This window comes from Novosphingobium album (ex Hu et al. 2023), assembly GCF_022832385.1.
In the GTDB taxonomy this organism is placed as follows: domain Bacteria; phylum Pseudomonadota; class Alphaproteobacteria; order Sphingomonadales; family Sphingomonadaceae; genus Novosphingobium; species Novosphingobium album.
Genome location: NZ_JALHLE010000004.1, coordinates 134,006 through 158,500 on the forward strand (window position 1 = coordinate 134,006; position 24,495 = coordinate 158,500).

Annotated in this window: 19 protein-coding genes; 12 read left to right on the plus strand and 7 right to left on the minus strand. The window is 63.9% G+C overall.

Annotated elements, in window-relative coordinates; translation table 11 throughout:
- Positions 1-127: 127 nt before the first annotated feature.
- On the minus strand, positions 128-913 hold the full coding sequence (locus tag MTR64_RS03825; protein ID WP_243990971.1) for a tyrosine-protein phosphatase: 786 nt from the start codon (positions 911-913) through the stop codon (positions 128-130).
- A gap of 70 nt (positions 914-983) precedes the next feature.
- Between MTR64_RS03825 and MTR64_RS03830 the strand changes: the two genes are divergently transcribed.
- The 3 genes from MTR64_RS03830 to MTR64_RS03840 are packed head-to-tail and all read left to right on the plus strand — an operon-like array spanning position 984 to position 5,115.
- Positions 984-2,084, plus strand: coding sequence for an HlyD family secretion protein (locus MTR64_RS03830; protein WP_243990973.1), 1,101 nt, complete (start codon positions 984-986; stop codon positions 2,082-2,084).
- A gap of 24 nt (positions 2,085-2,108) precedes the next feature.
- Complete coding sequence (locus MTR64_RS03835; RefSeq protein WP_243990975.1) at positions 2,109-3,650, plus strand: MDR family MFS transporter; 1,542 nt, start codon at positions 2,109-2,111, stop codon at positions 3,648-3,650.
- Position 3,651: 1 nt separating this feature from the next.
- Positions 3,652-5,115, plus strand: a complete 1,464-nt coding sequence (locus MTR64_RS03840; RefSeq protein WP_243990982.1) for an efflux transporter outer membrane subunit — start codon at positions 3,652-3,654, stop codon at positions 5,113-5,115.
- Positions 5,116-5,165: 50 nt separating this feature from the next.
- Here MTR64_RS03840 and MTR64_RS03845 read toward each other — a convergent pair whose 3' ends face one another.
- Entirely contained in the window at positions 5,166-5,372 is a 207-nt protein-coding gene (locus MTR64_RS03845) for a hypothetical protein (RefSeq protein ID WP_243990984.1), read from the minus strand.
- A gap of 486 nt (positions 5,373-5,858) precedes the next feature.
- Here MTR64_RS03845 and MTR64_RS03850 point away from each other — a divergent pair, with 486 nt between their 5' ends.
- From MTR64_RS03850 to MTR64_RS03865, 4 genes are all read left to right on the plus strand, one after another.
- The gene (locus MTR64_RS03850; protein WP_243990987.1) at positions 5,859-6,239 is read left to right on the plus strand and encodes a winged helix-turn-helix domain-containing protein; all 381 of its coding nucleotides are present in this window, start codon (positions 5,859-5,861) and stop codon (positions 6,237-6,239) included.
- A 109-nt stretch (positions 6,240-6,348) separates the two neighbouring features.
- Positions 6,349-7,119 carry a molybdate ABC transporter substrate-binding protein gene (modA, locus tag MTR64_RS03855; RefSeq protein ID WP_419144910.1) on the plus strand — a complete coding sequence of 257 codons (771 nt, stop codon included), beginning with the start codon at positions 6,349-6,351 and terminating at the stop codon, positions 7,117-7,119.
- A 3-nt stretch (positions 7,120-7,122) separates the two neighbouring features.
- Positions 7,123-7,830 carry a molybdate ABC transporter permease subunit gene (gene modB, locus MTR64_RS03860; RefSeq protein WP_243991000.1) on the plus strand — a complete coding sequence of 236 codons (708 nt, stop codon included), beginning with the start codon at positions 7,123-7,125 and terminating at the stop codon, positions 7,828-7,830.
- The gene (locus MTR64_RS03865) at positions 7,820-8,461 is read left to right on the plus strand and encodes a molybdenum ABC transporter ATP-binding protein (RefSeq protein WP_243991009.1); all 642 of its coding nucleotides are present in this window, start codon (positions 7,820-7,822) and stop codon (positions 8,459-8,461) included. The genes modB and MTR64_RS03865 overlap by 11 nt, the downstream gene beginning before the upstream one ends.
- Before the next feature lie 7 nt (positions 8,462-8,468).
- Here MTR64_RS03865 and MTR64_RS03870 read toward each other — a convergent pair whose 3' ends face one another.
- From MTR64_RS03870 to MTR64_RS03890, 5 genes are all read right to left on the minus strand, one after another.
- Positions 8,469-8,789: a 2Fe-2S iron-sulfur cluster-binding protein gene (locus MTR64_RS03870; RefSeq protein WP_243991012.1), complete on the minus strand. Its 321-nt coding sequence runs from the start codon at positions 8,787-8,789 to the stop codon at positions 8,469-8,471.
- A 5-nt stretch (positions 8,790-8,794) separates the two neighbouring features.
- Entirely contained in the window at positions 8,795-9,997 is a 1,203-nt protein-coding gene (locus MTR64_RS03875; protein ID WP_243991014.1) for a cytochrome P450, read from the minus strand.
- 170 nt (positions 9,998-10,167) lie between these two features.
- Entirely contained in the window at positions 10,168-11,325 is a 1,158-nt protein-coding gene (locus MTR64_RS03880) for an isovaleryl-CoA dehydrogenase (RefSeq protein ID WP_243991016.1), read from the minus strand.
- 110 nt (positions 11,326-11,435) lie between these two features.
- Positions 11,436-12,947 (minus strand): MFS transporter, encoded by a 1,512-nt coding sequence (locus MTR64_RS03885; protein WP_243991018.1) that lies wholly within the window; start codon positions 12,945-12,947, stop codon positions 11,436-11,438.
- A 106-nt stretch (positions 12,948-13,053) separates the two neighbouring features.
- Positions 13,054-14,088: a LacI family DNA-binding transcriptional regulator gene (locus tag MTR64_RS03890; RefSeq protein WP_243991020.1), complete on the minus strand. Its 1,035-nt coding sequence runs from the start codon at positions 14,086-14,088 to the stop codon at positions 13,054-13,056.
- 280 nt (positions 14,089-14,368) lie between these two features.
- Between MTR64_RS03890 and MTR64_RS03895 the strand changes: the two genes are divergently transcribed.
- From MTR64_RS03895 to MTR64_RS03915, 5 genes are all read left to right on the plus strand, one after another.
- A complete protein-coding gene (locus MTR64_RS03895) occupies positions 14,369-17,134 on the plus strand; it encodes a TonB-dependent receptor (RefSeq protein ID WP_243991022.1) in 2,766 nt (921 codons plus the stop codon).
- A gap of 210 nt (positions 17,135-17,344) precedes the next feature.
- Positions 17,345-18,856 carry a tryptophan halogenase family protein gene (locus tag MTR64_RS03900; RefSeq protein WP_243991025.1) on the plus strand — a complete coding sequence of 504 codons (1,512 nt, stop codon included), beginning with the start codon at positions 17,345-17,347 and terminating at the stop codon, positions 18,854-18,856.
- Entirely contained in the window at positions 18,853-20,682 is a 1,830-nt protein-coding gene (locus MTR64_RS03905) for an alpha-amylase family glycosyl hydrolase (RefSeq protein ID WP_419144911.1), read from the plus strand. The genes MTR64_RS03900 and MTR64_RS03905 overlap by 4 nt, the downstream gene beginning before the upstream one ends.
- 15 nt (positions 20,683-20,697) lie before the next feature.
- Positions 20,698-22,335, plus strand: a complete 1,638-nt coding sequence (locus MTR64_RS03910) for an alpha-amylase family glycosyl hydrolase (protein ID WP_243991035.1) — start codon at positions 20,698-20,700, stop codon at positions 22,333-22,335.
- The gene (locus tag MTR64_RS03915; protein WP_243991039.1) at positions 22,332-24,389 is read left to right on the plus strand and encodes a glycoside hydrolase family 97 protein; all 2,058 of its coding nucleotides are present in this window, start codon (positions 22,332-22,334) and stop codon (positions 24,387-24,389) included. Before MTR64_RS03910 ends, MTR64_RS03915 begins: the two co-directional genes overlap by 4 nt.
- Positions 24,390-24,495 lie beyond the last annotated feature (106 nt).

A 24,495-nucleotide genomic window follows, 5' to 3' on the forward strand; every position in this document is an offset into this window, starting at 1 on the left:
CAGGCCCCGGGACTTACTGAGCCGCGGGCGAAGTCAGCCGCCGCGGGGTGGGCTGTTTCGAACGTCCGCCATCCCCGGCTTCCCTTACATTGGAGGCACCTTCAAAGCACTCGGCAAGCGGATACCGCTACCCCTCCAGCAATACCCCGCGTATCCTCTCGCGCGTGGCAGGGCCTGCGCCTAGCGCTTCCTCCAGATAACCATCGACCGTCCCGTGCCGCGCCTCGACGGCGGCGAAAGCCGTTTCGAGGTATTCGGGCTCCACGCCCATCAACACCCGTACGACATCCTCCTCGAGCGGCCCTGAAACGACGGTGATCGTTTCGGCACCTGACGTTATGCGCGCTTCGGAATCGCCCGCGGTGTTGGTGAGCAGGTAATCCTCCATCACGTCGTCACGGTGCACGCCGGCAACCAAGTGAAGCATCGCGACTGCGATTCCGGTGCGGTCCTTGCCAGCCATGCAATGAATCAGGCTCGGCCCACCATCCTTAGAAAGCCGTGCGAACCAGCCGCGCATCATCGCCTGCAATTCGGGACGAAAGGCGATGCCAGTATAGGCGCGCAGCAGGTTTTCACGCATCGATTCGGGCGTCCGCTGCGGCCGCACATGCGCCGCGGCCACGTGCGGTGCATGGACCCTCTCCGAATCGCCACACAAAAACACTTCCGCGCCAAAGCCTTGAGGGCGGCGGCAGGGATGTGACGCGCGCTCCTTCGAACTGCGCAGGTCAAATACGCTGTCCAGCCCCAGCCCAGCAATCGCCGCCAGATCCGCATCGGTCGCACCATGGTGCTGTCCCGACCGCCAGAGAACGCCGCGCCGAAGCCGTCCGCCACCACTAACCGCATAGCCGCCGCAATCCCGGAAGTTGTGAACCCCTTGCAGCGGCAGTACCCGTTCGGTCATCATCTAGATCTTCCTATTGCCGATAGTAGCCATGCTTAGTATCGGCACCATAGCAGCCACGACAGGGATTTTCATGAACGCTGAGAGCACGATTGCGGCCGATGGCGAAAACGACGCCGTCACCCCGCCCCGCAAGCGCAGCCTGCGCACGATTCTGATGATTGCGGGTCCGGCGCTGGTGCTGGCCGGCGCGGCCTGGTTCTACCTGACCGGCGGCCGCTACGAATCGACCGACAACGCCTCGCTGCAGACCGGCATGGTGGCGATCAGCCCCAGCGTCGCAGGCACGGTCGTCTCAGTTGAGGTCAAAGAGAATCAGCGCGTGCAAAAGGATCAGGTACTCTTCCGCATCCGGCCCGACAGTTTCGAATCCGCCGTTGCCGAAGCACAGGCCGAACTTGCCAACGCACGCACCGATGTCAGCGCGACTCGCGCCGACTACCGTGAAGCGCTCTCGCAAGTGAGCGCCGCCAAAGCCCGCTTCCAGCTCGCCACGAGCGAGGCGGCGCGGCAGAAGTCTCTGGTGGCCGAAGGCATTTCATCGCAGGCCCAGTACGACGAAGCCGTCACCGAAGTGCAGACGGCGCGCGACAGCATTGCCGCCGCCCAGGCCAAGGCCGACAGCCTGCTGGCGAGCCTTTCGGGCAATGCCGAAGGCGACATTTCCGCGCAGCCCGATGTCCGCAAGGCGGCCTCGAAGCTCGAACAGGCCCGCATCAGCCTGGCCGACACCATCGTGCGCGCGCCGCAGGACGGGATCGTCACCCGCGTCAACCAGCTGCAGGTCGGCAACTACGTGACTCCGGGCCGCCCCGTCTTCATGATGACCGGGCTGCATTTCTGGGTTCAGGCGAACTTCAAGGAAAACCAGCTGCGCTACATGCGTCCCGGCCAGTCTGCGGAGATCGAAGTGGATGCCTATCCCGATCACCCGCTGAAAGGCCATGTCGAAAGCTTCAGCCCCGGCACCGGATCGAGCTTTTCGGTGCTTCCGGCCGAGAACGCGACGGGCAACTGGGTGAAGGTGGTCCAGCGCCTGCCGGTCCAGATCGCGATCGACGAGGCACCGAAGGGCCTTCCGCTCAGCGCCGGTCTCAGCGCCAGCGTCGAGGTCGATACCGGGCACGAACGACATCTCATCGGTTCCGATACCCCGCCCAGTCAGAAGCAGTAAGGTACCGGCAAGCGGCTCCGGGCGATGACGGCAACGGCACTTCCCATCCAGTATCCCAGCAAGGCGCGGCGGATGCTGATCACGATTCCGTCGATGATCGCGTCCACCATGGTGGCGGTGGACATCACCATCGCCAACGTGGCCCTGCCGCACATGCAGTCCAGCCTCTCCGCCTCGCAGGAGCAGGTGCTCTGGGTGCTGACCTCATACCTCGTCGCCGGGGCCATCGCGACGCCGCTCAGCGGCTGGCTGGCCGGGCGCGTGGGGCGCAAGAACGTGATGCTGGTCTCGGTCGCCGGGTTCACCGCCGCTTCGGCGCTCTGCGGTCTTTCCACCAGCCTGACGATGATCGTGCTCGCTCGCTTCATGCAGGGCGCCTGTGGAGCCTCGCTGGTCCCGCTCAGCCAGGCAATCCTGCTCGACATCAACCCACCGGAGGAACATGCCAAGGCCATGGCGATCTTTGCGCTGGGCTCTATGGCAGGACCGATCATCGGCCCGACGCTGGGAGGCTGGCTTACCGATACACTGAGCTGGCGCTGGGTGTTCTTCATCAACGTACCCTTCGGCATTCTCTCGTTCCTGGGTATGGCCGCATTCCTGGTACGCCGTCGTAACCGCGATGTGCCCCGTTTCGACCTGTTCGGCTTCATCACCGTGTCGATCGCACTGACATCGCTGCAGCTTATTCTGGACCGCGGCGAACACCTCGACTGGTGGGAATCGGGTGAAATCCGGATCTATGCCCTGATCCTCGGGATTTCTGGCTACCTGACGGTCGTGCACATGTTCACTGCACGTGACACCTTCATCCGCCCGCAGCTATTTCGCGACCGCAACTTCGCGGTTGGGTCCCTCTTCAGCATGATGATCGGGATCGTCGCCTTTGCCACGATCCCTCTGGTGGTCGTGATGACCCAGTCACTGCTGGGCTATTCGGCTCTGCACACCGGCGTAGTCGGCTTGCCACGCGCGTTCGGAACCCTGTTTTCGATGGTCATCGTCACCCGGCTGGTTGCACGCATCGATGTGCGCGCCATCATCATCGCCGGGCTCGCCATCATGGCATACAGCATGCTGATGTATTCGCACATGGACCTCTACGTCGATGAGCGGACACTGCTGATCACGGGCTTCGTACAGGGCATGGGAAGCGGACTGATTTTCGTGCCGCTCTCGGTCGTGGTGTTCTCGACGCTTGCGCCCGGGCTGCGCAACGAAGGCGCCTCGATGTATGCGCTCACCCGCAATATCGGCAACGCCATCGGCATTTCTCTGCTCAACGTGCATCTCGTTCGGGACATCGCCTCTTCGCGCAATACACTTGTGCAGGGACTGCGGCCCGACAACCCCATCGTGCAATATGCTCGTCCCGACCTCGATTTCGGCTCAACGGGCACTCTTGCCGGCCTTAACGGAGAAGTAGTCCGTCAGGCCAGTATGGTCGGAAACGTCTCGATCTATCACCTTGTCTTCCTCCTCACCTTGTTCCTGATACCGCTGGTGCTCCTGATGCGGGTCGACAAGGTCAAGGGCGGGGACGCCACCCTTCCAATTGGGGAATGACATGAAGCGCCTGCCTGCCGCCCTGCCCGCCGCTGCCGTTGTTTCGCTGCTCGGCGCATGTCTCATGGCCACCGGCTGCACCACCGTGGGGCCGGACTTCACTCCGCCGGCCGCGCCTTCCGCCAAGGCTGGCTACGCCGATGACGGCGGTGACCGCGCTGCACTCGCCGACGGTCCTGCCTCCGGATGGTGGAAGGCGTTCGGGTCGGAAGCCCTCGACGGCTTCGTGGATCGTGCGATCGCCGGAAACCACAGCCTGGCCGCCAGCCGCGCCACCCTCGAAAAGGCGCGCCAGCGCATTGCCGCGGTCGCGGGCAAGAGCCTGCCGCAAGTCGATGCGCAGGCACGGGCCGAGTACGAACGCGTCAACCTCGCGGCCTTCGGATTCGACGGGTTCGGCGGCGGCACGAGCATCTCCAATCCCGAGTTCGACCTCTACACCGTTGGCGGCGGCGTCACTTACGATCTCGACCTGTTCGGCAAGAACCGCCGCGCGCTGGAGCAGGCCAGGGCGCAGGCAGAAGCGCAAGTCCGGGCCACCGAAGCGGCGCATCTGGTGATCGCCGGGCGGGTGGTCGCGCAAGTGCTGGCGATTGCCGCACTCAACGATCGCGTCGCCACCGAACGCAAGCTGCTCTCCGAAGACGAGCGCAACGTGTCGTTGACCCAGTCGCGTCGGAAAGCCGGAGCGGGCACGCTGGTGGAAGTGCTGAGCGCGCAAGGACAGCTCGCCAGCGACCGCGCTAGCCTGCCCGCCATGGAGCAGCAACTCGCCGAGGGGCGCACGATGCTGGCGGTTCTGCTCGGCATTTCCCCAGCCGAACTGGAGCCGACCGACTTCGGGCTCGACGACTTCATCCTTCCTGCGAGCGTGCCTGTCGCCCTGCCCTCCGCTCTGGTGCACAAGCGGCCAGACATCCTCGAGGCTGAAGCCCGTCTGCACGCCGCCACTGCCGCCGTTGGGGTGGCAGCAGCGGAACTCTATCCCGACATTACTCTGGGCGGTTCGATCACGCAGGCAACGTCCGAACCGGACCGAATCCTGAGTAACAAGTTCAACGCCTTCGATATTTTTGCCGGCATGACAGCGCCGATCTTCCATGGCGGGACCCTCAAGGCCAACAAGCGCGGCGCCGAAGCCGAAGCCCGCGCCGCAGCCGCACAGTACCAGCAGGTCGTGACCGAAGCCTTCGGGCAGGTTTCCAGCCTGCTATCCGCACTCGACAGCGACAGCCGCGAACTGGCCGCGCGGCACGAAACCGCGCAAATCGCCGACCGCTCGCTCTACTTGTCCCGCCGCAGCTTTCAGGTCGGCAACAGCGGCATCCTGCAGGTTCTCGACGCCAGCCGATCCTACCAGCGCGCTAGGCTGGCACTCGTGGAAACGCGCACCCGGCAATACCAGAACGTCGCGCGCCTCTACGTTGCAACGGCCGGCGGCTGGCTCGAAGAGCCGCCAGAATAGGAAACAGCGCGGGGCTCTGCGCCAATCGCGCCAGCGTCAGCCGGTACCGTTCAGGAGAGCAGGAAGAAGCCCAGCGCCGCCCAGCAGCACACACACAACAGGATCGCAATGACCAAGCCACGGGCGTCGTGCTCCTGCCCCAGATCCTGAGCCCGTTGCGACAGGTAGACCGTCGTGGCGGATCTGCCCTGATCGCGCTCTACAGGCCCTTCCGGACGATGATCGAACCGGATGATATTTTCTTCTGCGACCTTCATCCTGCATCCCCAACTTGTCGGAGAAAGGCGTACCCCACCCCGATCTTTCTTCCCACTTCGCAAAATGCGCGTCTATTGACGTCGTTCGCGTCACCAGCCTTTAATAACAAGAATTGTAATTTCAAGCCAGAATTGTGTCACCATATTTTCCAGTTCCAGCGCCGCCTTTCACAGGCATGAACGACTATCTTCATGGCAAGAAATGGATGACATAAAGCCGTGTACAGACATCAGTCCGCGATGATTTTGCATCGCACAAAACTCTTCTTTGGCCTTGAAATGAAAATGATGGCAGCATTTTCCTGAACAGGCGAACACCACGTTCGTTGCGTGGCAACATCGTCCGTTCGGACCGTCCGTCCCCAAGACGGCTCCATACAGACATTTTCGCATGCGCATCCTGCCAACAGAGTTCGGGCCGGCCAGCGCAGGCGATTCGTGGTTCGCGGACTTGCTGAGCCCTTACGATGGGCCTAGGTTCCGTCCATGAGCCGCACCATGCAACTGAAGATCAAGATTCAGATCTATTGCGGGAACGAGATCGCCATGGGTCCCGGCAAGGCGGACCTGCTGGACGCAATACGCGAACATGGTTCGATCTCCGCGGCCGGCCGCGCCATGGAAATGAGCTACCGTCGCGCCTGGCTGCTGGTCGATGCCATGAACCGGTGCTGGCAGGAGCCATTGGTGCATACCGCTCCGGGCCGCGCCGAAGGCAGTGGAGCGCGGCTTACTGCGATGGGGGAACGGGTGCTCGCGCACTATCGTGCCTTGCAGGCCACGCTGAGCAACGCGGCCGAAGGCAAGGACTGCGCCGTGCTTTCACAGTTGCTCCTCACCGAACCGCGTGTGAGCCAGAAGGCCTGAGTTCCGGTTCTCCAGCCCCGCCAATGATCAAAGGCTGGGCTTTGGCGCTAGGCAATCGCCGCATATCCATATACATTAAGATACAGAACCTGCCCGGAGACGTTCTGCAATGCGCAAGGCCCTTGCCCTTTTCGCAATTCTGACAGCCATGCTGGCGGCACACGGAGCCTTTGCCGCCCCCCGTGCCGAGCCGCCACTGGTACTGGCCGCGGCCAGCTTGCAGGAATCGTTGAACGCCGCCGCGGATGCCTGGAGTGCAAAAGGGCACCCGCGCCCGCGCATCTCCTTTGCGGGTTCCTCGGCGCTCGCCCGGCAGATCGAAGCAGGTGCACCTGCCGATATCTTCGTCTCTGCCGACGAGCCGTGGATGGACGAAGTCGCAGGCAAGAAGCTGCTGAAGCCGGGCACCCGTATATCGTTCCTGCGCAACACACTGGTGCTGATCGCCTCTCGCAGCAGCACCGTGAAACTGACGGTGCGCCCTAACATGCCGCTGGCTCAGGCGTTGGGATCAGGACGGCTGGCGGTTGCAAACCCGAATGGCGTACCGGCCGGTGTCTACGCGAAACAGGCGCTCACACGACTGGGCATCTGGAATTCCGTGCAAGGCAGGTTGGCCCCCGCGGAAAACGTGCGTGCGGCACTGGCGCTCGTGAGCCGCGGCGCCGCTCCGCTCGGGGTTGTATACGGCACCGATGCGCAAGCGGATCCGTCGGTTAAAGTTATCGGTGTGTTTCCCCAGACCAGCCATGACGAGATCAGCTATCCTGTCGCACTGCTCGCTTCGTCGAAGAATCCGCAGGCCGACGGGTTTCGCCGCTTCCTGATTTCCAGCGAGGGCAAAGCCGTATTTCGCCGCTTTGGCTTTGGCACCAAATAGGCCATGGCGGTGGAGGGACTTTCTCCGGAGGAATGGGAAGTCCTGCTTCTCTCCCTCAAGGTCAGCAGCGTAGCGATCGCGGCGATCATGCCGGTCGCCTTCGCGCTGGCATGGATTCTGGCGCGCTGGCGGTTTCCCGGCAAGGTCCTGCTCGACGCGGTGGTACACCTGCCGCTCGTGTTGCCCCCGGTCGTGACAGGCTGGCTGCTGCTGCTGACGTTCGGCACCAATGCCCCCGTCGGCCGCTTTCTGTCTGAAACCGTCGGCCTCACCTTCCTGTTCCGCTGGACCGGCGCGGCGCTGGCTGCGGCGGTGATGGCGCTGCCGCTCATGGTGCGCGCCATGCGGCTTTCGCTGGAAACGGTCGACCGGCGGCTGGAAAATGCGGCACGCACGCTCGGCGCGGGGCCCTGGCGTACGTTCTTCTCCGTCACCTTGCCACTCGCCACACCGGGGATCATGGCGGGGCTGGTTCTGGGCCTCGCCCGCTCGACAGGGGAATTCGGCGCCACGATCACCTTCGCCTCGAACATTCCCGGCGAAACCCAAACACTGCCGCTGGCAATCTACAGTGCACTGCAGCTTCCCGGATCAGAATGGCAGGTGGCCCGCCTGGCGGGGCTGTCTGTCCTCCTTTCCGTCAGCGCTCTGGCGCTGTCCGAATGGCTCTCGCGCCGGAATGGACAGGGGAAGGACCGTCATGTCCTTTGACGTCGCCATGACGCTGCAACGCGGCAGCCTGCGCATGCACTACGAATTCACGGCCGGGCCAGGCCTTACTGCACTTTTCGGCCCTTCCGGCGCAGGCAAGACCAGCCTTCTGGACGCCGTTGCCGGACTGGTGCGCCCTGTGGAGGGGCACATCGCCGTCGCCGGCGCCACATTGTTCGACCGCGCCCGCAAGATAGATCTCAAACCGGAAAAGCGCCGGTGCGGCTATGTGTTTCAGGATCATCGTTTGTTCCCGCACCGGTCTGTCCGCCGCAATTTACTCTATGGCTGGCGGCTGGTTCGCCCGGAGGAGCGCTGGCTTTCCATAGACATCACGCTTGACCTGCTTGGGATCAGACATCTGCTCGACCGCATGCCTGCAACTCTATCAGGCGGCGAGGCCCAGCGCGTCGCCATCGGCCGCGCACTGCTTTCGGCCCCGCGCTTTCTCCTGATGGACGAGCCGCTGGCTTCTGTGGATGCCAGTCGCCGTGAGGAAATCCTGAGCCTGATCGAGCGCATTCGCGACGAGCTGAAGTTGCCGATCCTTTATGTCAGTCACGATCGCGGTGAAGTGGAACGCCTGGCCCAACAGATTGTCCCCATCGAACCGGCCAGCGCGACAGCCTGAAAAACACCTATTCCTGGGACTCAGGGGTACGGACGACCAGTCCTTCCAGAGCAGGAGACACTTCGATCTGGCATGACAGGCGCACGCCCGGATGCGTGTCGCCACTCGCTTCGATCATCGGCTCCTCCATTTCGGTAACGAGGCCAGTAACAGCCCGCCAGTCCGGTTCGACATGGACTCTGCAGGTTCCGCAATAGGCATTGCCCCCGCAAAGGGCCACGATCCCCTCGATCCCGTTGGCAATCGCATTCTCCATCAAGGAAATGCCGCAGGTAGCGTCGATTGTCTGTTCGCTGCCGTCAGCAGCAATGAAACGGATAGCGACCATCGGGTTCAGCCCTGATCGCACGCAACGACGGCACCCCGGAGCTCGTAACCCTGTATCTGCGGATTCCAGAGGATGTCCGGCTCTGCCTCAAGACGGATGCCTGGCAGGCGCAGGAGCCGATCGAGGAATACACGGGTTTCATGCAGGGCAACTTGCGCACCGGGACAGCGGTGCGGACCGTCGCCGAAGCTCATGTAGGGGCCCACCACCTTCATCCGCTTTGCCCGGTCGGGATCAAGTTCGAACGGACAGGGCCCGGTGATCGCCTCATCGACATTGGCGTCGCGGATCGAGATGCAGACGGTCTCGTCCTCTGCCATCGCGCCGCCCCGCGTAGTGCTATCGGTCTTCTCCACCGCGCGGCGGTGAAGCAGCGAAGCCACCGGTTCCAGCCGCAGAATCTCTTCGAGAATGGCGAACTGGTCCTCCTCGTCCCCGCTCAGGAAGCGTTCGCGCAGGGCCGGTTTCTCGAACAGGTGCCAGGCGGCCATGACGATGAACTCGCGCGTGGTCATCATCCCGGCCCCGCCGTAGCTCAGGGCTTCCATGATCATGCCCTTCCTCGAATAGTTCTCCTTCACCATGTAGGAAATCACATCGTCCTTCGGTTCCTTGCGCCGTGCCTCGATCACAGGAAGCAGATCATGCTTCCAGAAGCGGCCGACCCGGATCATCATCAGCGCCCTGAACAGCAGTTTCTTGAGCATGCTCGGATTATGCGAAACCGAGGAATCAAGCACCGCCCTCACCCGCTTGGCCAGGTTTACGTTGCTGTCGCTCTCGGTCAGCCCGATAATCTCCGCCGCTACATCCACCGCCATCTGCCAGCTCAGTTCATCGAGTGGCGCTGCACCGCGCTCCTGCAGGCTGGCAATGATCGAATCCATCGTCCGGTCCATCACCGCGCGGTGGCGGGTGACGATCGTCTTGGGCGCGAACAGCCCGGCCACTGCAGCGCGGCGCTTGCGGTGCTGATCGCCGTCGAGAAAGAAGAACGAGATCTCATCGGGCCGGCTGAGGTCCACCATTTCCGCACCGGCCCCCGCCTGTCGGACCTTGGACGAACGCAAGATCTCGCGCCCGGCGGCGAACGAACCGACCACCCGAGCGTTCTCCGCCGGGGCCAGATTGGCATCTGCCAGGCGCGCACTCTTCCGGTCATCCCGTCCCTGATGAACAGGGCAGCCCCGAGCCTGTACAGTAGACATCACGCTTTCTCCCGATCCCAACCGCCTCGGAGCCAAGTCCGACTTATGATCTAATGTGTATCACTTGTTTAGGTCGGTTAAAGGGATTTATCCAGTCCGATGTCCTCAATCGGAAATCAGCCTTGCGCCTTTCGGAATTGCGGAGACGCGCCGCACGAACCGATCCGGCGTTAGCCAGCCCCGATCAGTTCCCGCCCGATCAGCATGCGGCGAACCTCGTTGGTACCCGCGCCGATGTCCAGCAACTTGGCATCGCGCAAGTAACGCTCGACCGGCCAATCCTTGGTGTAGCCGGCTCCACCCAGCGCCTGCACCGCCTCGCCCGAAACACGAAAGGCGTTCTCGCTCGCCAGCAGGATCGCGCCTGCCGCATCGAAGCGCGTCGTCTGCCCGGCATCGCAGGCCCTGGCCACCGCATAGACATAGGCTCGTGCCGACTGCAGCGCGACGTACATGTCCGCCACCTTCGCCTGCATAAGTTGAAAGGCGCCGATCGGTTTGCCGAACTGCTTCCTCTCACGGACATAGGGGATAACAGTATCGAGGCAGGCCTGCATGATCCCGAGTTGCAGTCCGGCCAGCACCACGCGTTCGTAATCGAGCCCGCTCATCAGCACGCCGACACCGCCGTGCAGCGGGCCCATTACGTTGCCTTCGGGCACGAAGCAGTCCTCGAATACCAGTTCGCACGTGGGTGAGCCGCGCATCCCCATCTTGTCGATTTTCTGGCCGATGGAAAAACCAGGCATGTCCTTCTCGATCAGGAACGCGGTGATGCCCTTCGAGCCCTCGCCCGTCTTGGCATAGACAACCAGCGTATCAGCACAGGTTCCATTGGTGATCCAGAACTTGGTGCCGTTGAGCCGGAAGCCGCCCGCCACCGTATCCGCCCTGAGCTTCATGCCCACGACGTCCGATCCCGCGCCCGTCTCCGACATGGCGAGGCTGCCGACATGCTCGCCGGAGATCAGCTTCGGCAGATACTTCGCCTTCTGCTCCTCGCTTCCCCAGCGGCGGATCTGATTGACGCACAAGTTCGAGTGCGCGCCGTAGGAGAGCCCCACCGAAGCCGAAGCGCGACTGACTTCCTCGACCGCGATCACATGTTCGAGATAGCCGAGGCCGATCCCGCCCCAGTCTTCCTCGACGGTGATCCCGTGCAGGCCAAGATCCCCCATCGCGGGCCACAACTGGCGCGGGAACCAGTCCTCCGCGTCCACTTTCGCCGCCAGCGGCGCGATCTGCTCGTCGGCAAAGCGCGAAACGCTCTCGCGGATCATCTGCGCGCTTTCGCCCAGCGCAAAATCGAAATCGGGGGTGGCGCGCATGTGTGAAGATCCTTTCCCGGGGAGCCTGTCGATTAATCAAGCAATAACGATACGGAGAAAAGACGCAATATTTCACACCGTGCATCTATCGTTACTCAGGCAGGATCTTCCTACCGGACCTCACCGCCCATCCGAAGCGATGCACCTGCGGCCACCAGCAATGTGACGGAAGCAAAGGCCATCGTCCAGACCGGCTCATGCGGGAAGAACGCCTTCATGATCGAACCCATCACCGTGGCCACCAGCAATTGCGGCAGGACCACGAAGACATTGAACAGCCCCATGTAGATGCCGAGCTTGCCTTGCGGCAGGCTGCTCGCCAGGATGGCATAGGGCATGGCGAGGATCGAGGCCCAGGCAATGCCGATACCGACCTCGCAGATCACCAGCGCTTCCGGATCACGCAAGACGAGGAAACCGGCGAAACCCGCAGCCCCGGCGATGAGGCAGATCGCATGCGCGCGCGCCTTGCCCAGCCGCGAGGACAGCAAGGGCAGCAAAGCCAGCGCCGCAATGGCCGCCACGCCGTTATAGATTGAAAACAGCACCCCCACCCAGTTCCCCGCTTCCTGATAGGCCGCACTGGCAGGATCCGCAGATCCGAAAAAGTTCTGGGCCACCACCGGCGTCGTGTTGATCCACATGATGAACAGCGCCGACCAGCTGAAGAACTGGACGAAAGCCAACCGCTTCATCAGTGGCGGCATTCCCGAGAAATCGCCGACGATCCCCGCCAGCATCGAAGCGCTGCGCCCGCTGCGGGCAAGACGGATCGCCACCATTGTCGCCACCCCGTAGGCCGCGAGGAGCCCGGCTAGCAGATAGACTTCCTTTTCAAGCGCCCATGCCCGCACTGCCAAGGCAACGACCGCGCCTGCCGCAATCCATGCCAGACCGTCCGCCATACCGCGTTCGGCCAGCGCCACCGCCGCAGGTGCACCCTCGCCTGCCTCGGGCTCGGCCCTGGCGAACGCGGCCTGTTCCTCCGGCGCATACTCGCGCGTCGTCAGCACCGTCCACATAACTGCCGCGAACAGCGCCAAACCGCCGGCCCAGAAGCTGTAGCGTACGGTATCGGGAATGCCGCCTGCCGGTGCCGTGTTGGATACTCCCAGATGGTCGAGCAGATAAGGAAACAGCGAGCCGACAACCGCACCGGTGCCGATGAACGCCGTCTGCACGGCGTAGCCCGCAGTGTGCTGGTCTCGCCGCAGCATGTCGCCCACGAACGCCCGGAACGGTTCCATCGAAATATTGAGGCTCGCGTCAAGCATCCACAGCAGCATGGCCGCCATCAGCAGCCCGCCGCTTTCGGGCATCAGGAGCAGCGCGATCGCCGCCAGCACCGCCCCCGACAGGAAATAGGGCCGCCTCCGCCCCAACCGTCCCAGCCAGGTCCGGTCGGACATGTGGCCGACAATGGGCTGGACCAGCAGGCCGGTCAGCGGCGCCGCCACCCACAGCGCAGGCAGATCATCGATGCTGGACCCAAGCGACTGGAAGACCCGGCTCATGTTCGCGTTCTGCAGTGCGAACCCGATCTGGATACCGAAAAAGCCGAAACTGATATTCCACAGCCCCGCCCAACCCTGCCGGGGCTTTTCCCCGTGCGGTCCGTTCATCGCGTCCCTCTCCATTTCCGGCGAACTGGTGCCGCCTCCGGTGGAATTCCCGGCCTTGCACGGCCCGCCTGCCCCGGCAAGATGCATACGAATGCTCAAGCAGGCTTTAGCCGGCCGTGCTCCTGCGGATCACCAGACGCGCGGGAAGCGTCGGGACAGGAATTTCCTGATCCTCGATCTGCGCAATCAGCGTATCGACGAGGCACTCGCCCGCGCCTCTGAGATCCTGCATTACCGTGGTCAGCGGCGGATTGGTCATACTGGCGGCGGGGATGTCGTCAAAGCCCATGACCGCGACGTCACCCGGTATTGACAGGCCCGCTTCCGAGAGGGCGCGCATGGCGCCGATCGCGATCAGGTCGCTGGCTGCAAATACCGCATCAAACTTCACGCCAGCGGCGAGCAGGCTGCGAACCGCATCGCACCCTTCGTCTTCCAGATTGATGGCGTTGCACAGCAAGGAAGGATCCGGCGCAATCCCGGCCGCCTCCAGTGCCGAGCGCAGCCCACGATAGCGATCGGCAAATTCCGGGTAGTGCTCATCAGCCTGCCCCAGAAATGCGATGCGCCGCCGCCCGAGCCCGAGCAGATGTTCGCCCGCCATCCGCCCGGCCCCGGCATTGTCCGAACCGACCGTCGCACCAAGGCTTTCTCCGCCCACCGATCCCCAGCGCACGAAGTGCGTACCCTGCCCCACCAATTGCTCCAGCCGACTGCGGTAAAGCGTGTAATCGCCATAACCGAGCAGGATCAGGCCATCGGCACGATGGCTATCCTGATACCGCACGTGCCAGTCGTCCTCGAGCTTCTGGAACGAGATCAGCAGATCGAGCCCCCGGTTCGCACATTGCCGCGTGATCGCGCCCAGCATCGCGAGGAAGAACGGGTTGATCTTGGAATCGTCCGGCGTTTCTTCCTCGAAAAACAGCAGTGCAATCGTGTTGGAACGCTGCGAGCGAAGCGACGAGGCGTTCTTGTCGACCGAGTAGTTCAACTCGCGCGCGATCGCTTCGATCCGGGCACGCGTCGCCGCGCTGACCGAGCGGCTGCCACGCAGCGCCCGGCTGACCGTTGGCTGCGAGACACCTGCGCGGTATGCGATGTCGAAACTGGTGGGCCGGTTGCTCGGCTTGCGTCCCATCACCCCTTCCCGTCTTTTTGTTTTGCGCAAACGTATTGTGATTACAGGCGATTAGCCAGGATACAATCGAATGCAAACGCGCCATACAAAACCGTTGCACCTTCGCAACGCTCCGTGGCCTCTCAGTACCTGCGTATACGTATGCCATATTATGCGTAGCGCTGTCGCGGCCTAATCGGGGGGCATCGACGGAGTCGCGGCAGTAATCGCCGGACCCGCCGAATGGACAATGCCAGCCATCAGACTGTCCGGGTCTGGCTGGTGCAGGAGAGGACAAGAGATGTCGCTTCGTAAAGAGATTCCGGCCGTCAGGACATCGTCCTGCCTGGCCATAGCTGCCGCACTTATCGCCACCACTCCGGCGCAGGCGCAGGACGCCCCCGGGCAGTCAGGCGATGCCACGCTTGAAAACGGCGCCATTGTGGTCACCGGCTACCGCGCCAGCCTGGAAAACGCGATCAACAAGAAGAAGATGGCGGAGCAGATCGTCGAGTCCGTCTCGGCCGAAGACATCGGCAAGCTGCCCGACGCCTCGATCGCGGAATCGATCGCCCGCCTGCCGGGCCTCACCTCGCAACGCGTGTCCGGTCGTTCGAACTCGATCTCGATCCGCGGCCTGGCCCCGGACTTCTCGACCACCCTGCTCAATGGCCGCGAACAGACCTCGACCGGCGACAACCGCGCCGTCGAATACGACCAGTATCCGTCGGAAGTCATCAGCGCCGTCAATGTCTACAAGACGCCCATGGCCAGCCTGATCGGTCAGGGCCTGTCCGGCACCGTCGATATGCGCACGATCCGGCCGCTGGAAGCGGGCAAGCGCATCGTCTCGGTCGGCGCCCGTGGTTCCTACGCCGATCTCGGCAAGCTCAACGCGAAGTCCGATGACATGGGCTATCGCATCAACGGCATGTACGTCGATCAGTTCGCAAACGACACGATCGGCATCACGCTCGGCGCGAGCTACACGGACGAACCCTACCAGATTCAGGAATTCAACGCCTGGGGCTATCCGCAGACGGACGCCGGCGACTATGTGATCGGCGGCTCGAAGTCCTACAACACGTCGACCAAGCTCAAACGTCTCGGCCTCAACGGCACGCTCGAATGGCGCCCCGATCCGCGTTTCACCTCGACGATCGACGCGTTCTATTCGAACTTCAAGGACGATCAGATCAAGCGCGGCATCGAACTGCCGCTCTACTGGTCAAGCGCGACGCTGCAGGACGGCTACACCGCGACCGACGGCATGGTGACCCAGGGCACTTATGATGGCGTCAAGGGCGTGGTTCGCAACGACGTATTCCAGCGCCACGCCAAGCTCTATTCGTTCGGCTGGAACAACGAATGGAAGGGCGACGACGGCTGGAACGCGATGCTGGACATCAGCCATTCGCGCACCGACCGCAACGAACTGACGGTCGAAAGCTATTCGGGCACGGGCCGCGGCGATACCGGCGCCACCGACACGATCGGCTTCACCAGCGGCGGTTCGGGCACGAACTTCACCCATGGCCTCGACTATGGCGACTACAATTCGATCCTGCTGACCTCGCCTCAGGGCTGGGGCGGCACCCAGATCGCCACAGACGGGACGACCATCCTGGGCGGCCAGGACGGCTACTACAACAACCGCATCGTCAAGGATAAGCTGTGGCAGTACCACATCGAGGTCTCCAGGGATCTCGAAAACAGCTTCTTCAGCAGTATCCAGGCGGGCTGGAACTATACCGACCGCTCCAAGTCGCTGGTCCCGGATGAATACTTCCTCGGCCTGACCGCCAACACCGATGGCACCACCAGCGTGGCGATCCCGGAAGCCTATCAGCTGGGCACCACCAATCTGAAGTACCTCGGTCTGGGGCCCGTCGTCAGCTACGATCCGCTCGCCCTGCTCAAGGACGGGATCTACCAGCTTGTCCCCAACCCCTACGGCGACGTTGTGGTGAAGAGCTACTCGATCAGCGAAAAGCTCATGACCGGCTATCTGCAGGCCAACATCAGGAGCATGATCGGCAGTGCGGAGCTGACCGGCAATATTGGCGTTCAGGCGATCCTGACCGACCAGAATTCGACGGGCGCATCCGCCGTCTATCTGGGCACCAACGACAATGGTTCACCCAATGTTGGTTCGCTGATCCGCCATGCCTCCACGAAATATACCGACATTCTGCCCAGCCTGAACCTCTCGCTGCGGTTCCCGAATGACTTCGTGATCCGCTTCGCTGCGGCGCGTGAGACGATCCGGCCGCGCCTTGACGACATGCGCGCCTCGGTCAGCTACGACTACAGCCGCGTGGGCGACGTCGCTTATGTCACGGGCAAATCGGGCAATCCCGACCTGCGTCCCTGGCGCGCCAATGCAGTGGATTTGACGTTCGAGAAGTACTTCGGCGCCAAGGGCTACATTGCCGCGCAGTTCTTCTACAAGGACCTGAAGAGCTACATTTACACCGCGATCGAGGAGGTGCCGGTCGAAGGGCTCGCACTTTCCAGCCCGGGCGACGGCGTCACGGTCGCGCCCACGGGCCTGATCACCATTCCGGTCAACGGCCAGGGCGGTTCGCTCTACGGTGTCGAAGTGGCGGGCACCCTACCGTTCGAAGCCTTCACCTCTGCCCTCTCGGGCTTTGGCATTACCGGCAGCGCGTCCTATACCGATACGAGCATCCATCCGACTCCGACGACGCCAACCGGCGATCTTCCCGGTTATTCAAAGTGGGTGGTGAACGGCACCGCCTATTTCGAGAAGGCAGGCTTCAACGCACGCAGCTCGCTGCGCTACCGTTCCAGCTTCATGGGTGAAGTCTCGGGCTTCGCGGCCAACCGCGTCCTACGCCGCGCCCAGAGCGAGGCCATCGTCGATGCCCAGATCGGCTATGACTTCCAGCCGGGCAGTTCGCTCGAGGGACTCTCGCTCTACATACAGGGCCAGAACCTGACCGACGAACCGTTCGTGACGACGGCTCCCGGCGATAGCCGCCAGATCATCGACTACCAGAGCTATGGCCGCCGGTTCCTGGCCGGTTTCACCTACAAGTTCTGATGTGGCATCCGGGCCGGTGCCGGCCCGGATGCATGTGTTGGCGGTCCGGGAGGAATCCCTCCTCCTCCCTCCTTCCGGACCTGGCGGCGGAACCACGACAAGGGACACTTCACGTGGTTCCGCCGCTGCCTCCCCGTTAAACACGCGGGCAAGAGGAGTGCGAATGTCCGGCGATGACAATGCGGCGCCTGTTTCGGGAGATCGGCCAGCGTGACGGATACCAGCTTCAGGATCGTGATCCTCGGCGGCGGGACTGCCGGGTGGATGAGCGCAGCGGCCCTCGCGCGCTTTGCCCCGCCCGGTTATGCGGTGACGTTGATCGAAAGCGACGCGATCGGCACCGTCGGCGTGGGTGAAGCCACGATCCCGCCGATCCGCCTGTTCAACAATGCCCTGGGCATCGACGAGGCAGAGTTCCTGCGCGAGACCTCGGCCTCCTACAAACTCGGCATCGAGTTCGACGGCTGGCTGCGCGAAGGCCACAGCTACATGCACGCCTTCGGCACCGTCGGCCGCCAGCACGGACTGCTCCCGTTCCGCCACTACTGGGCACGCGGCGCGGCCATGGGCATCGCCCGGCCGCTCGGCCACTATTCCGCCAACGAGATCGCCGCGCGCACCGGGCGGATGGCGACGGGCGTCAGCGGCCCCGGCATCCCCGAACTGCCCTGGGCCTATCATTTCGACGCGAGCCTCTATGCCGCGTTCCTGCGCCGCCATGCCGAAGGCATGAGCGTAACCCGCCACGAAGGCCGCGTCGCGCAGGTACAGCGGCATGAGAATGGCGACATCGCCGCCGTCGAAACCGAGGATGGCCGCACATTCGCGGGCGACTTCTTCATCGACTGCTCGGGCTTTCGCGGCGTGCTGATCGAGGAAGCGCTGCAGACGGGCTACGACGACTGGCGCCAGTGGCTCCCCTGCGACCGTGCAGTTGTGGTGCCCTGCGAAGCCGCCGGGCCGTTCACGCCCTATACCCGCTCCATCGCCCGCAGCGCCGGGTGGCAATGGCGCATTCCGCTGCAGCACCGCATCGGCAATGGCCTCGTCTATTGTTCGGAATACCTCTCCGACGACGCGGCCGTACGCACACTGCTCTCCCATCTGGAAGCGCCCACGCAGGCTGATCCCCGCCCGCTGCGCTTCGTGACCGGGCGCCGCCGCAAGACGTGGAACCACAATGTTCTCGCGGTCGGCCTGTCGAGCGGGTTCATGGAACCGCTGGAATCGACCTCGATCCACCTGATCCAGTCGGTCATCACGCGCTTCCTCACCGTGCTGCCGTCCGCCCCCGTGGGCGACGCCGTGCGCGAGGGCTTCAACCGCCGCTGCGCCGAGGACTTCGAGGGCATCCGCGACTTCCTGATCCTGCACTACAAGGCCAATGCGCGCGAAGGCGAGCCGTTCTGGGATCACTGCCGCACTATGCCCATCCCCGCCTCGCTCGAAGCACGCATCGCCGAATTCCGAGAGGCCTGCGTGATCCAGCCCGGCACCGACGAACTGTTCACCGAAGTGGCGTGGCTGCAGGTTCTCACCGGACAGGGCGTTATGCCCGAACGCTGGAACCCGATCGCCGACGCCCTTTCACCCGAAGACCTCGGCGGTTTCCTCGGCGCGGTGGAGAAGGCCTGCATCGAGACCGTGCGCCCGATGCCCCTGCACCTCGATTTCCTCGCGGGGCGCTGCGCCCGCCCATCCGCACCGGAGACTGTCCAGTGAACCGCCCCCTCGCCTCGCTGCTCGCCCTGTCGGTGTCTTTGACCTTGGGCCTGTGCAGCACCGCCGCGCTCGCCACGCCCGAACAGGACATGCGCGCCCGCACGCCCGATCAGGAAGTGATCTATTTCGTCCTCCCCGACCGCTTCGAGAACGGTGACACCGCCAACGACAAGGGCGGGTTGAAAGGCGGCAAACTGCAGACCGGCTTCGACCCGTCGGACAAGGCCTTCTACCACGGCGGCGACCTCAAGGGGCTGACGAACAAGCTCGACTACGTTCAGGGCCTCGGCGCAACGGCGATCTGGGTCGGCCCGGTGTTCAAGAACAAGCCGGTCCAAGGCTCCCCGGGACAGGAGAGCGCAGGCTACCATGGCTACTGGATCACCGACTTCACGCAGGTCGATCCGCATCTGGGCACCAATGCCGAATTCAAGGCCCTCGTCGACGCCGCCCACGCGCGCGGGATGAAGGTCTACATGGACATCATCGCCAACCACACCGCGGACGTGATCCGCTACAAGGAAGGCGCGGCGCAAGGCTATCCCTACCGCTCCAAGGCCGCCTATCCCTTCTCGACGCGCGGCGGCGCTAATGGCCCGGCGATCAACGCGGGTTTCGCGGGAGACGACGATCCCGATCCGGCGAACTGGGCGACGCTGACCGATCCGTCCTTCGCCTATACCCCCGTGGTGCCCAAGGGCGAGGAGCACGTGAAAGTGCCCGGCTGGCTCAACGATCCCATCTACTACCACAACCGCGGCAACACCGACTGGAAGGGCGAAAGCGCGCAGTACGGCGATTTCGTGGGGCTCGACGATCTGGCGACCGAGAACCCGCGCGTGATCGACGGCATGATCGCGATCTACGGCGACTGGATCGACAAGTACGGCATCGACGGCTTCCGCATCGACACCGCCAAGCACGTCGATCCCGCATTCTGGCGCAAGTTCGTGCCCGCCATGGAAGCAAGGGCGAAAGCACGCGGCATCCCGAACTTCCACATCTTCGGCGAAGTGACGGATGACGACTACGACCCGGCCCTGCTCGCCTCGTGGACCCGCAACGCCGGGCTGCCCGCCGTGCTCGACTTTTCGTTCATGTGGGCAGTCGTCGACGCGGTCTCCGGCAAGAAGGGCACGGAGGAACTTGCACGGCTGGACGATGACGACGCGCTTTATCAGGGCGGCAAGGCCGCCGCGCTGCAACTGCCCACCTTCCTCGGCAACCATGACGCCGGGCGCATCGCCATGTTCATCGAGAAGGCGAACCCCGGCATCGGCGCCGGTGAACTGCTCGCCCGCGACGAACTGGCCCACGCCATGCTGCTGACGCTGCGCGGCGTGCCCACGATCTATTACGGCGACGAACAGGGCTTTGCCGGCACCGGCGGCGACCAGCTTGCCCGGCAGGACATGTTCCCCTCGAAGACCGCGCTCTACGATGCCGAAACGCAGGTCGGCACCCACGCCACCCCGGCGCAGGACAACTTCGATACGCACCATCCGCTCTACACACTGATCGCGCAGCTTTCCGCCGTGCGCCGCGCGACGCCCGCGCTGACCGGCGGCGATACGAAGCTTCGCGGCTCGTCCGACAAGCCCGGCCTGTTCGCGGTATCGCGCTTCGATCCGAAAACCGGACAGGAAGTGCTGCTTGCCTTCAATACTTCGAACCAGCCGCTGGCGGCCTCGGTCGAAGTGGAAGCCCGCTCGCACGCCTTCACCACGCTGGCCGGATGGGCCTGCCCAGCCGCTGCCACAGCGCCCGGAAGCATCGCCATCACCCTGCCGCCGCTCGGCTTTACCGTCTGCGCCGCCAACCCCTGACCCCGCAGGATCCCGATGAAACAAGCCCTCCCCTCGACTTCCCCTGCAACCGGCGCGGCCAGCGAATGGTGGCGCGGCGCCGCGATCTATCAGATCTATCCGCGCAGCTTCCGCGATTCCAACGCAGACGGCATCGGCGACCTGCCCGGCATTACCGAACGGCTGCCCTATGTCGCATCGCTCGGCGTCGATGCGATCTGGGTCTCGCCCTTCTACGCCTCGCCCATGGCCGATTTCGGCTATGACATTTCGGACTACTGCGCGGTCGATCCGATCTTCGGCACACTGGCGGATTTCGATGCCCTCGTGGCGCGTGCCCGCGAGCTGGGCCTCAAGGTCATGATCGATCAGGTCTATGCCCATACCTCGGACCAGCACCCGTGGTTCGCCGAGAGCCGCGCCAGCCGCACCAATCCGCGTGCCGACTGGTACGTCTGGGCCGATCCCAAGGTGGACGGCTCGCCGCCCAACAACTGGCAGTCCGTGTTCGGCGGCCCGTCGTGGCGCTGGGACGCGCGGCGCGGGCAGTACTACATGCACAATTTCCTCGCCGAGCAGCCGCAGCTCAACCTCCACAACCCCGATGTGCAGCAGGCCCTGCTCGATGTCGCGAAGTTCTGGCTGGAGCGGGGCGTGTCCGGCTTCCGCATCGATGCACTCAACTTCTCGATGCACGATCCCGAACTGCGCAACAACCCGCCCGCGCCGGACGACGGCAAGGCTCGCACCCGCCCCTTCGATTTCCAGCTGCAGGTGTACAACCAGTCGCACCCGGATATCGTGCTGTTCATCGAGCGCCTACAGGCGCTGATCGCCAGCTATCCTGATACGTTCTCGCTCGCCGAAGTGGGCGGACGCGAGGCTGCCAGCGAGATGAAGGCGTTCACGCAGGGCGACGAGCGGCTGAACAGCGCCTACGGCTTCAACTTCCTTTATTCGGAAGTGCTGACGCCCGCTCTGGTGGCCAAGGCGCTCAATTCCTGGCCCGATACGCCCGGCACCGGCTGGCCGAGCTGGGCCTTCGAGAACCACGACGCCCCGCGTACCCTCTCGCGCTGGTGTGCGCCCGAGCACATCGAACCCTTCGCGCGGATGAAGGCCATGCTGCTGCTGTCGCTGCGCGGCAATCCGATCCTGTTTCAGGGTGAGGAACTGGGCCTGCTGCAGGATGATGTTCCCTTCGAACTGCTGCAGGACCCCGAAGCCATTGCCAACTGGCCGCTCACGCTTTCGCGCGACGGCGTGCGCACGCCCCTGCCGTGGACCTCGCAGCCTCCCGGCGGCGGGTTCACCGACGGCACGCCCTGGCTGCCGCTGAGCGCGCAGAACCTCAGCCGCGCCGTCGAGGGGCGGGAGGCCGACAGTGCCTCGCTGCTGCACCTCACGCGCAGCCTGCTGCGCCTGCGCCATGGCAGCGCCGCGCTTTGCAAGGGTGCCTGCGAGGTCGTGCTCGCGGACGAGGCCCGGCTGGTGCTGCGCCGCACGTTCGAAGGTGAAAACCTCCTCGCGGTGTTCAACATCGGGGCGACCGAGGAGTCGTGGCCTGCGGACCTGTCCGATAGCGGCACCGCGCTCGCCGCCGTCAATGGCGCCGCCCCGGGCACGCTGCCCGCGTGGGGCGCACTCTGGATGATCGAGGGAGACCGGGCATGAAGCCGCTTCACCTGCTGGCCGCCGCCGGCCTTTCGCTGGCGACTGTCACTGCACAGCCCCTCTTCGCGCAGGAGACGCGGCCCTCCGTCACGGCGACGTCGCCAAACGGCAGCCTCGTGCTCACTGTCACCACCGACAATGACAGCCGCCCCACATGGTCGCTCTCGCGCAAGGGCAAGCTGCTCATCGCGCCGAGCAAGCTGGGCTTCCTGCTGACCGACGGGCTCAACATGGTGCGCGGATTCCGCATCACGGGCAGCGAGACCGCCAGTCAGGACGATACCTGGGAACAGCCCTGGGGCGAGCGCCGCTTCGTGCGCGATCACTACAACGAAGTGACCGTGAAGCTGAAGCAGTCCGAAACGCAGGGTTCGCGCCTGATGAACCTGCGCTTCCGTCTGTTCGATAACGGCATCGGCTTCCGCTACGAACTGCCGAAGCAGCCCGCGCTCAAGACCATGCGCATCGCCGACGAAGTCACCGAATTCGACATCGTCCCCAAGGGCACCGCATGGTGGATCCCCGGCGGCGAATGGAACCGCTACGAGCAGGTCTATCAGAAGACCCCGATCGACGCGGTCTCCACCGCGCATACCCCGATCACGATGCGCCTCGACGACGGCACGCATCTTTCGTTCCACGAAGCCGCGCTGACCGACTACGCCGGGTACTGGTTCAAGCGCGCCGAGGGGCAGGACTTCCGCACCACGCTGGCGCCCTCGCCCGATGGCCCGCGCGTCGTGCGCGACCTGCCTTTCGCCACGCCATGGCGCACGATCCGCATTGCCGACAATGCCGCCGGACTGGTCGAGAACGATCTGGAACTCAATCTCAACGAACCCAACAAGCTGGGCGACGTGAGCTGGTTCAAGCCCGCGCGCTACATCGGCATCTGGTGGGGCATGATCCGGAGCGACTGGACATGGGCGGAAGGGCCGAAACACGGCGCCACCACCGCCCGCGCCAAGCAGTACATCGACTATGCGGCGAAGCACCACTTCGGCGGCGTGCTGGTCGAAGGGTGGAACAAGGGCTGGAACGGCGACTGGTTCGGCCATGGCGATGAATTCAGCTTCACTCAGCCCACGCCCGATTTCGACATCAAGGCCGTGACAGACTACGCCCGCAAGAAGGGCGTGCGCCTGATCGGCCACCACGAAACCGGCGGCAACATAGCCAATTACGAAGCGCAGATGGCTGACGGCTTCGCCTTCTATCACAATCTGGGCGTGAATGTGGTCAAGACCGGCTACGTCGCCGATGCCGGCGGGATCATCGCGCCGGGCGCCAAACCCGGCGAAAAGCTGATGGAATGGCACGACGGCCAGCGCATGGTGAACAACTACCTCGACGTGGTGAAGACGGCGGCGAAGTATCATATCGCCATCGACAGCCACGAGCCGGTCAAGGACACCGGCCTGCGCCGCACCTATCCCAACTGGGTCGCGCGCGAAGGTGCGCGGGGCATGGAATACAATGCCTGGGGCCAATTCGCCAACGGCCCGGACCATGAGCCCACGCTGGTCTACACCCGGATGCTTTCCGGCCCGATGGACTACACCCCGGGCGTACTGAGCCTCGAAGGCGCGAATCATGTGCCGCTGGCCTCGACACTGGCCAAGCAGCTTGGCCTCTACCTCGCGATCTATTCGCCGATCCAGATGGCGGCCGACTTCATCGAGCAGCTCGACAAGTATCCGCGCGAGATGGATTTCATCTCCTCGGTGCCCACCGACTGGTCGGAAAGCCACCTGATCGCGGGCGAAGTGGGCGACTACGCAATCTTCGCGCGCAAGGACCGCGCCTCGCAGCGCTGGTTCGTCGGCGGTGTCAATGACGCGACGCCGCGCACGGTTACGCTGAAGTTCGACTTCCTCGATCCAGGCAAGACCTACAAGGCCTCGATCTGGAAGGACGGCGAAGGCGCAACCTACCTCACCGAGGCCCGCCACCGCATCGCCTACGACAACCGCACGCTACGCAAGGGCGACACGCTGGACGTGTGGCTCGCGCCCGGCGGCGGCACGGCGATCCGGCTCGAACCGGGACGTTGATCGCCCCGCACCGTGCCGGGAACATAGTCCCCACCTTTATTGAAACTCTTCGTCATTGCGAGCGGAGAGAAGCAATCCAGAGCGGGGCCACGACGCTCTGGATTGC

Coding starts and splice junctions, on each gene's coding strand:
- MTR64_RS03825 (WP_243990971.1), bottom strand. CDS start 913: ATGATGACCGAACGGGTACTGCCGCTGCAAGGGGTTCACAACTTCCGG.
- MTR64_RS03830 (WP_243990973.1), top strand. CDS start 984: ATGAACGCTGAGAGCACGATTGCGGCCGATGGCGAAAACGACGCCGTC.
- MTR64_RS03835 (WP_243990975.1), top strand. CDS start 2,109: ATGACGGCAACGGCACTTCCCATCCAGTATCCCAGCAAGGCGCGGCGG.
- MTR64_RS03840 (WP_243990982.1), top strand. CDS start 3,652: ATGAAGCGCCTGCCTGCCGCCCTGCCCGCCGCTGCCGTTGTTTCGCTG.
- MTR64_RS03845 (WP_243990984.1), bottom strand. CDS start 5,372: ATGAAGGTCGCAGAAGAAAATATCATCCGGTTCGATCATCGTCCGGAA.
- MTR64_RS03850 (WP_243990987.1), top strand. CDS start 5,859: ATGAGCCGCACCATGCAACTGAAGATCAAGATTCAGATCTATTGCGGG.
- modA (WP_419144910.1), top strand. CDS start 6,349: ATGCGCAAGGCCCTTGCCCTTTTCGCAATTCTGACAGCCATGCTGGCG.
- modB (WP_243991000.1), top strand. CDS start 7,123: ATGGCGGTGGAGGGACTTTCTCCGGAGGAATGGGAAGTCCTGCTTCTC.
- MTR64_RS03865 (WP_243991009.1), top strand. CDS start 7,820: ATGTCCTTTGACGTCGCCATGACGCTGCAACGCGGCAGCCTGCGCATG.
- MTR64_RS03870 (WP_243991012.1), bottom strand. CDS start 8,789: ATGGTCGCTATCCGTTTCATTGCTGCTGACGGCAGCGAACAGACAATC.
- MTR64_RS03875 (WP_243991014.1), bottom strand. CDS start 9,997: ATGTCTACTGTACAGGCTCGGGGCTGCCCTGTTCATCAGGGACGGGAT.
- MTR64_RS03880 (WP_243991016.1), bottom strand. CDS start 11,325: ATGCGCGCCACCCCCGATTTCGATTTTGCGCTGGGCGAAAGCGCGCAG.
- MTR64_RS03885 (WP_243991018.1), bottom strand. CDS start 12,947: ATGAACGGACCGCACGGGGAAAAGCCCCGGCAGGGTTGGGCGGGGCTG.
- MTR64_RS03890 (WP_243991020.1), bottom strand. CDS start 14,088: ATGGGACGCAAGCCGAGCAACCGGCCCACCAGTTTCGACATCGCATAC.
- MTR64_RS03895 (WP_243991022.1), top strand. CDS start 14,369: ATGTCGCTTCGTAAAGAGATTCCGGCCGTCAGGACATCGTCCTGCCTG.
- MTR64_RS03910 (WP_243991035.1), top strand. CDS start 20,698: ATGAAACAAGCCCTCCCCTCGACTTCCCCTGCAACCGGCGCGGCCAGC.
- MTR64_RS03915 (WP_243991039.1), top strand. CDS start 22,332: ATGAAGCCGCTTCACCTGCTGGCCGCCGCCGGCCTTTCGCTGGCGACT.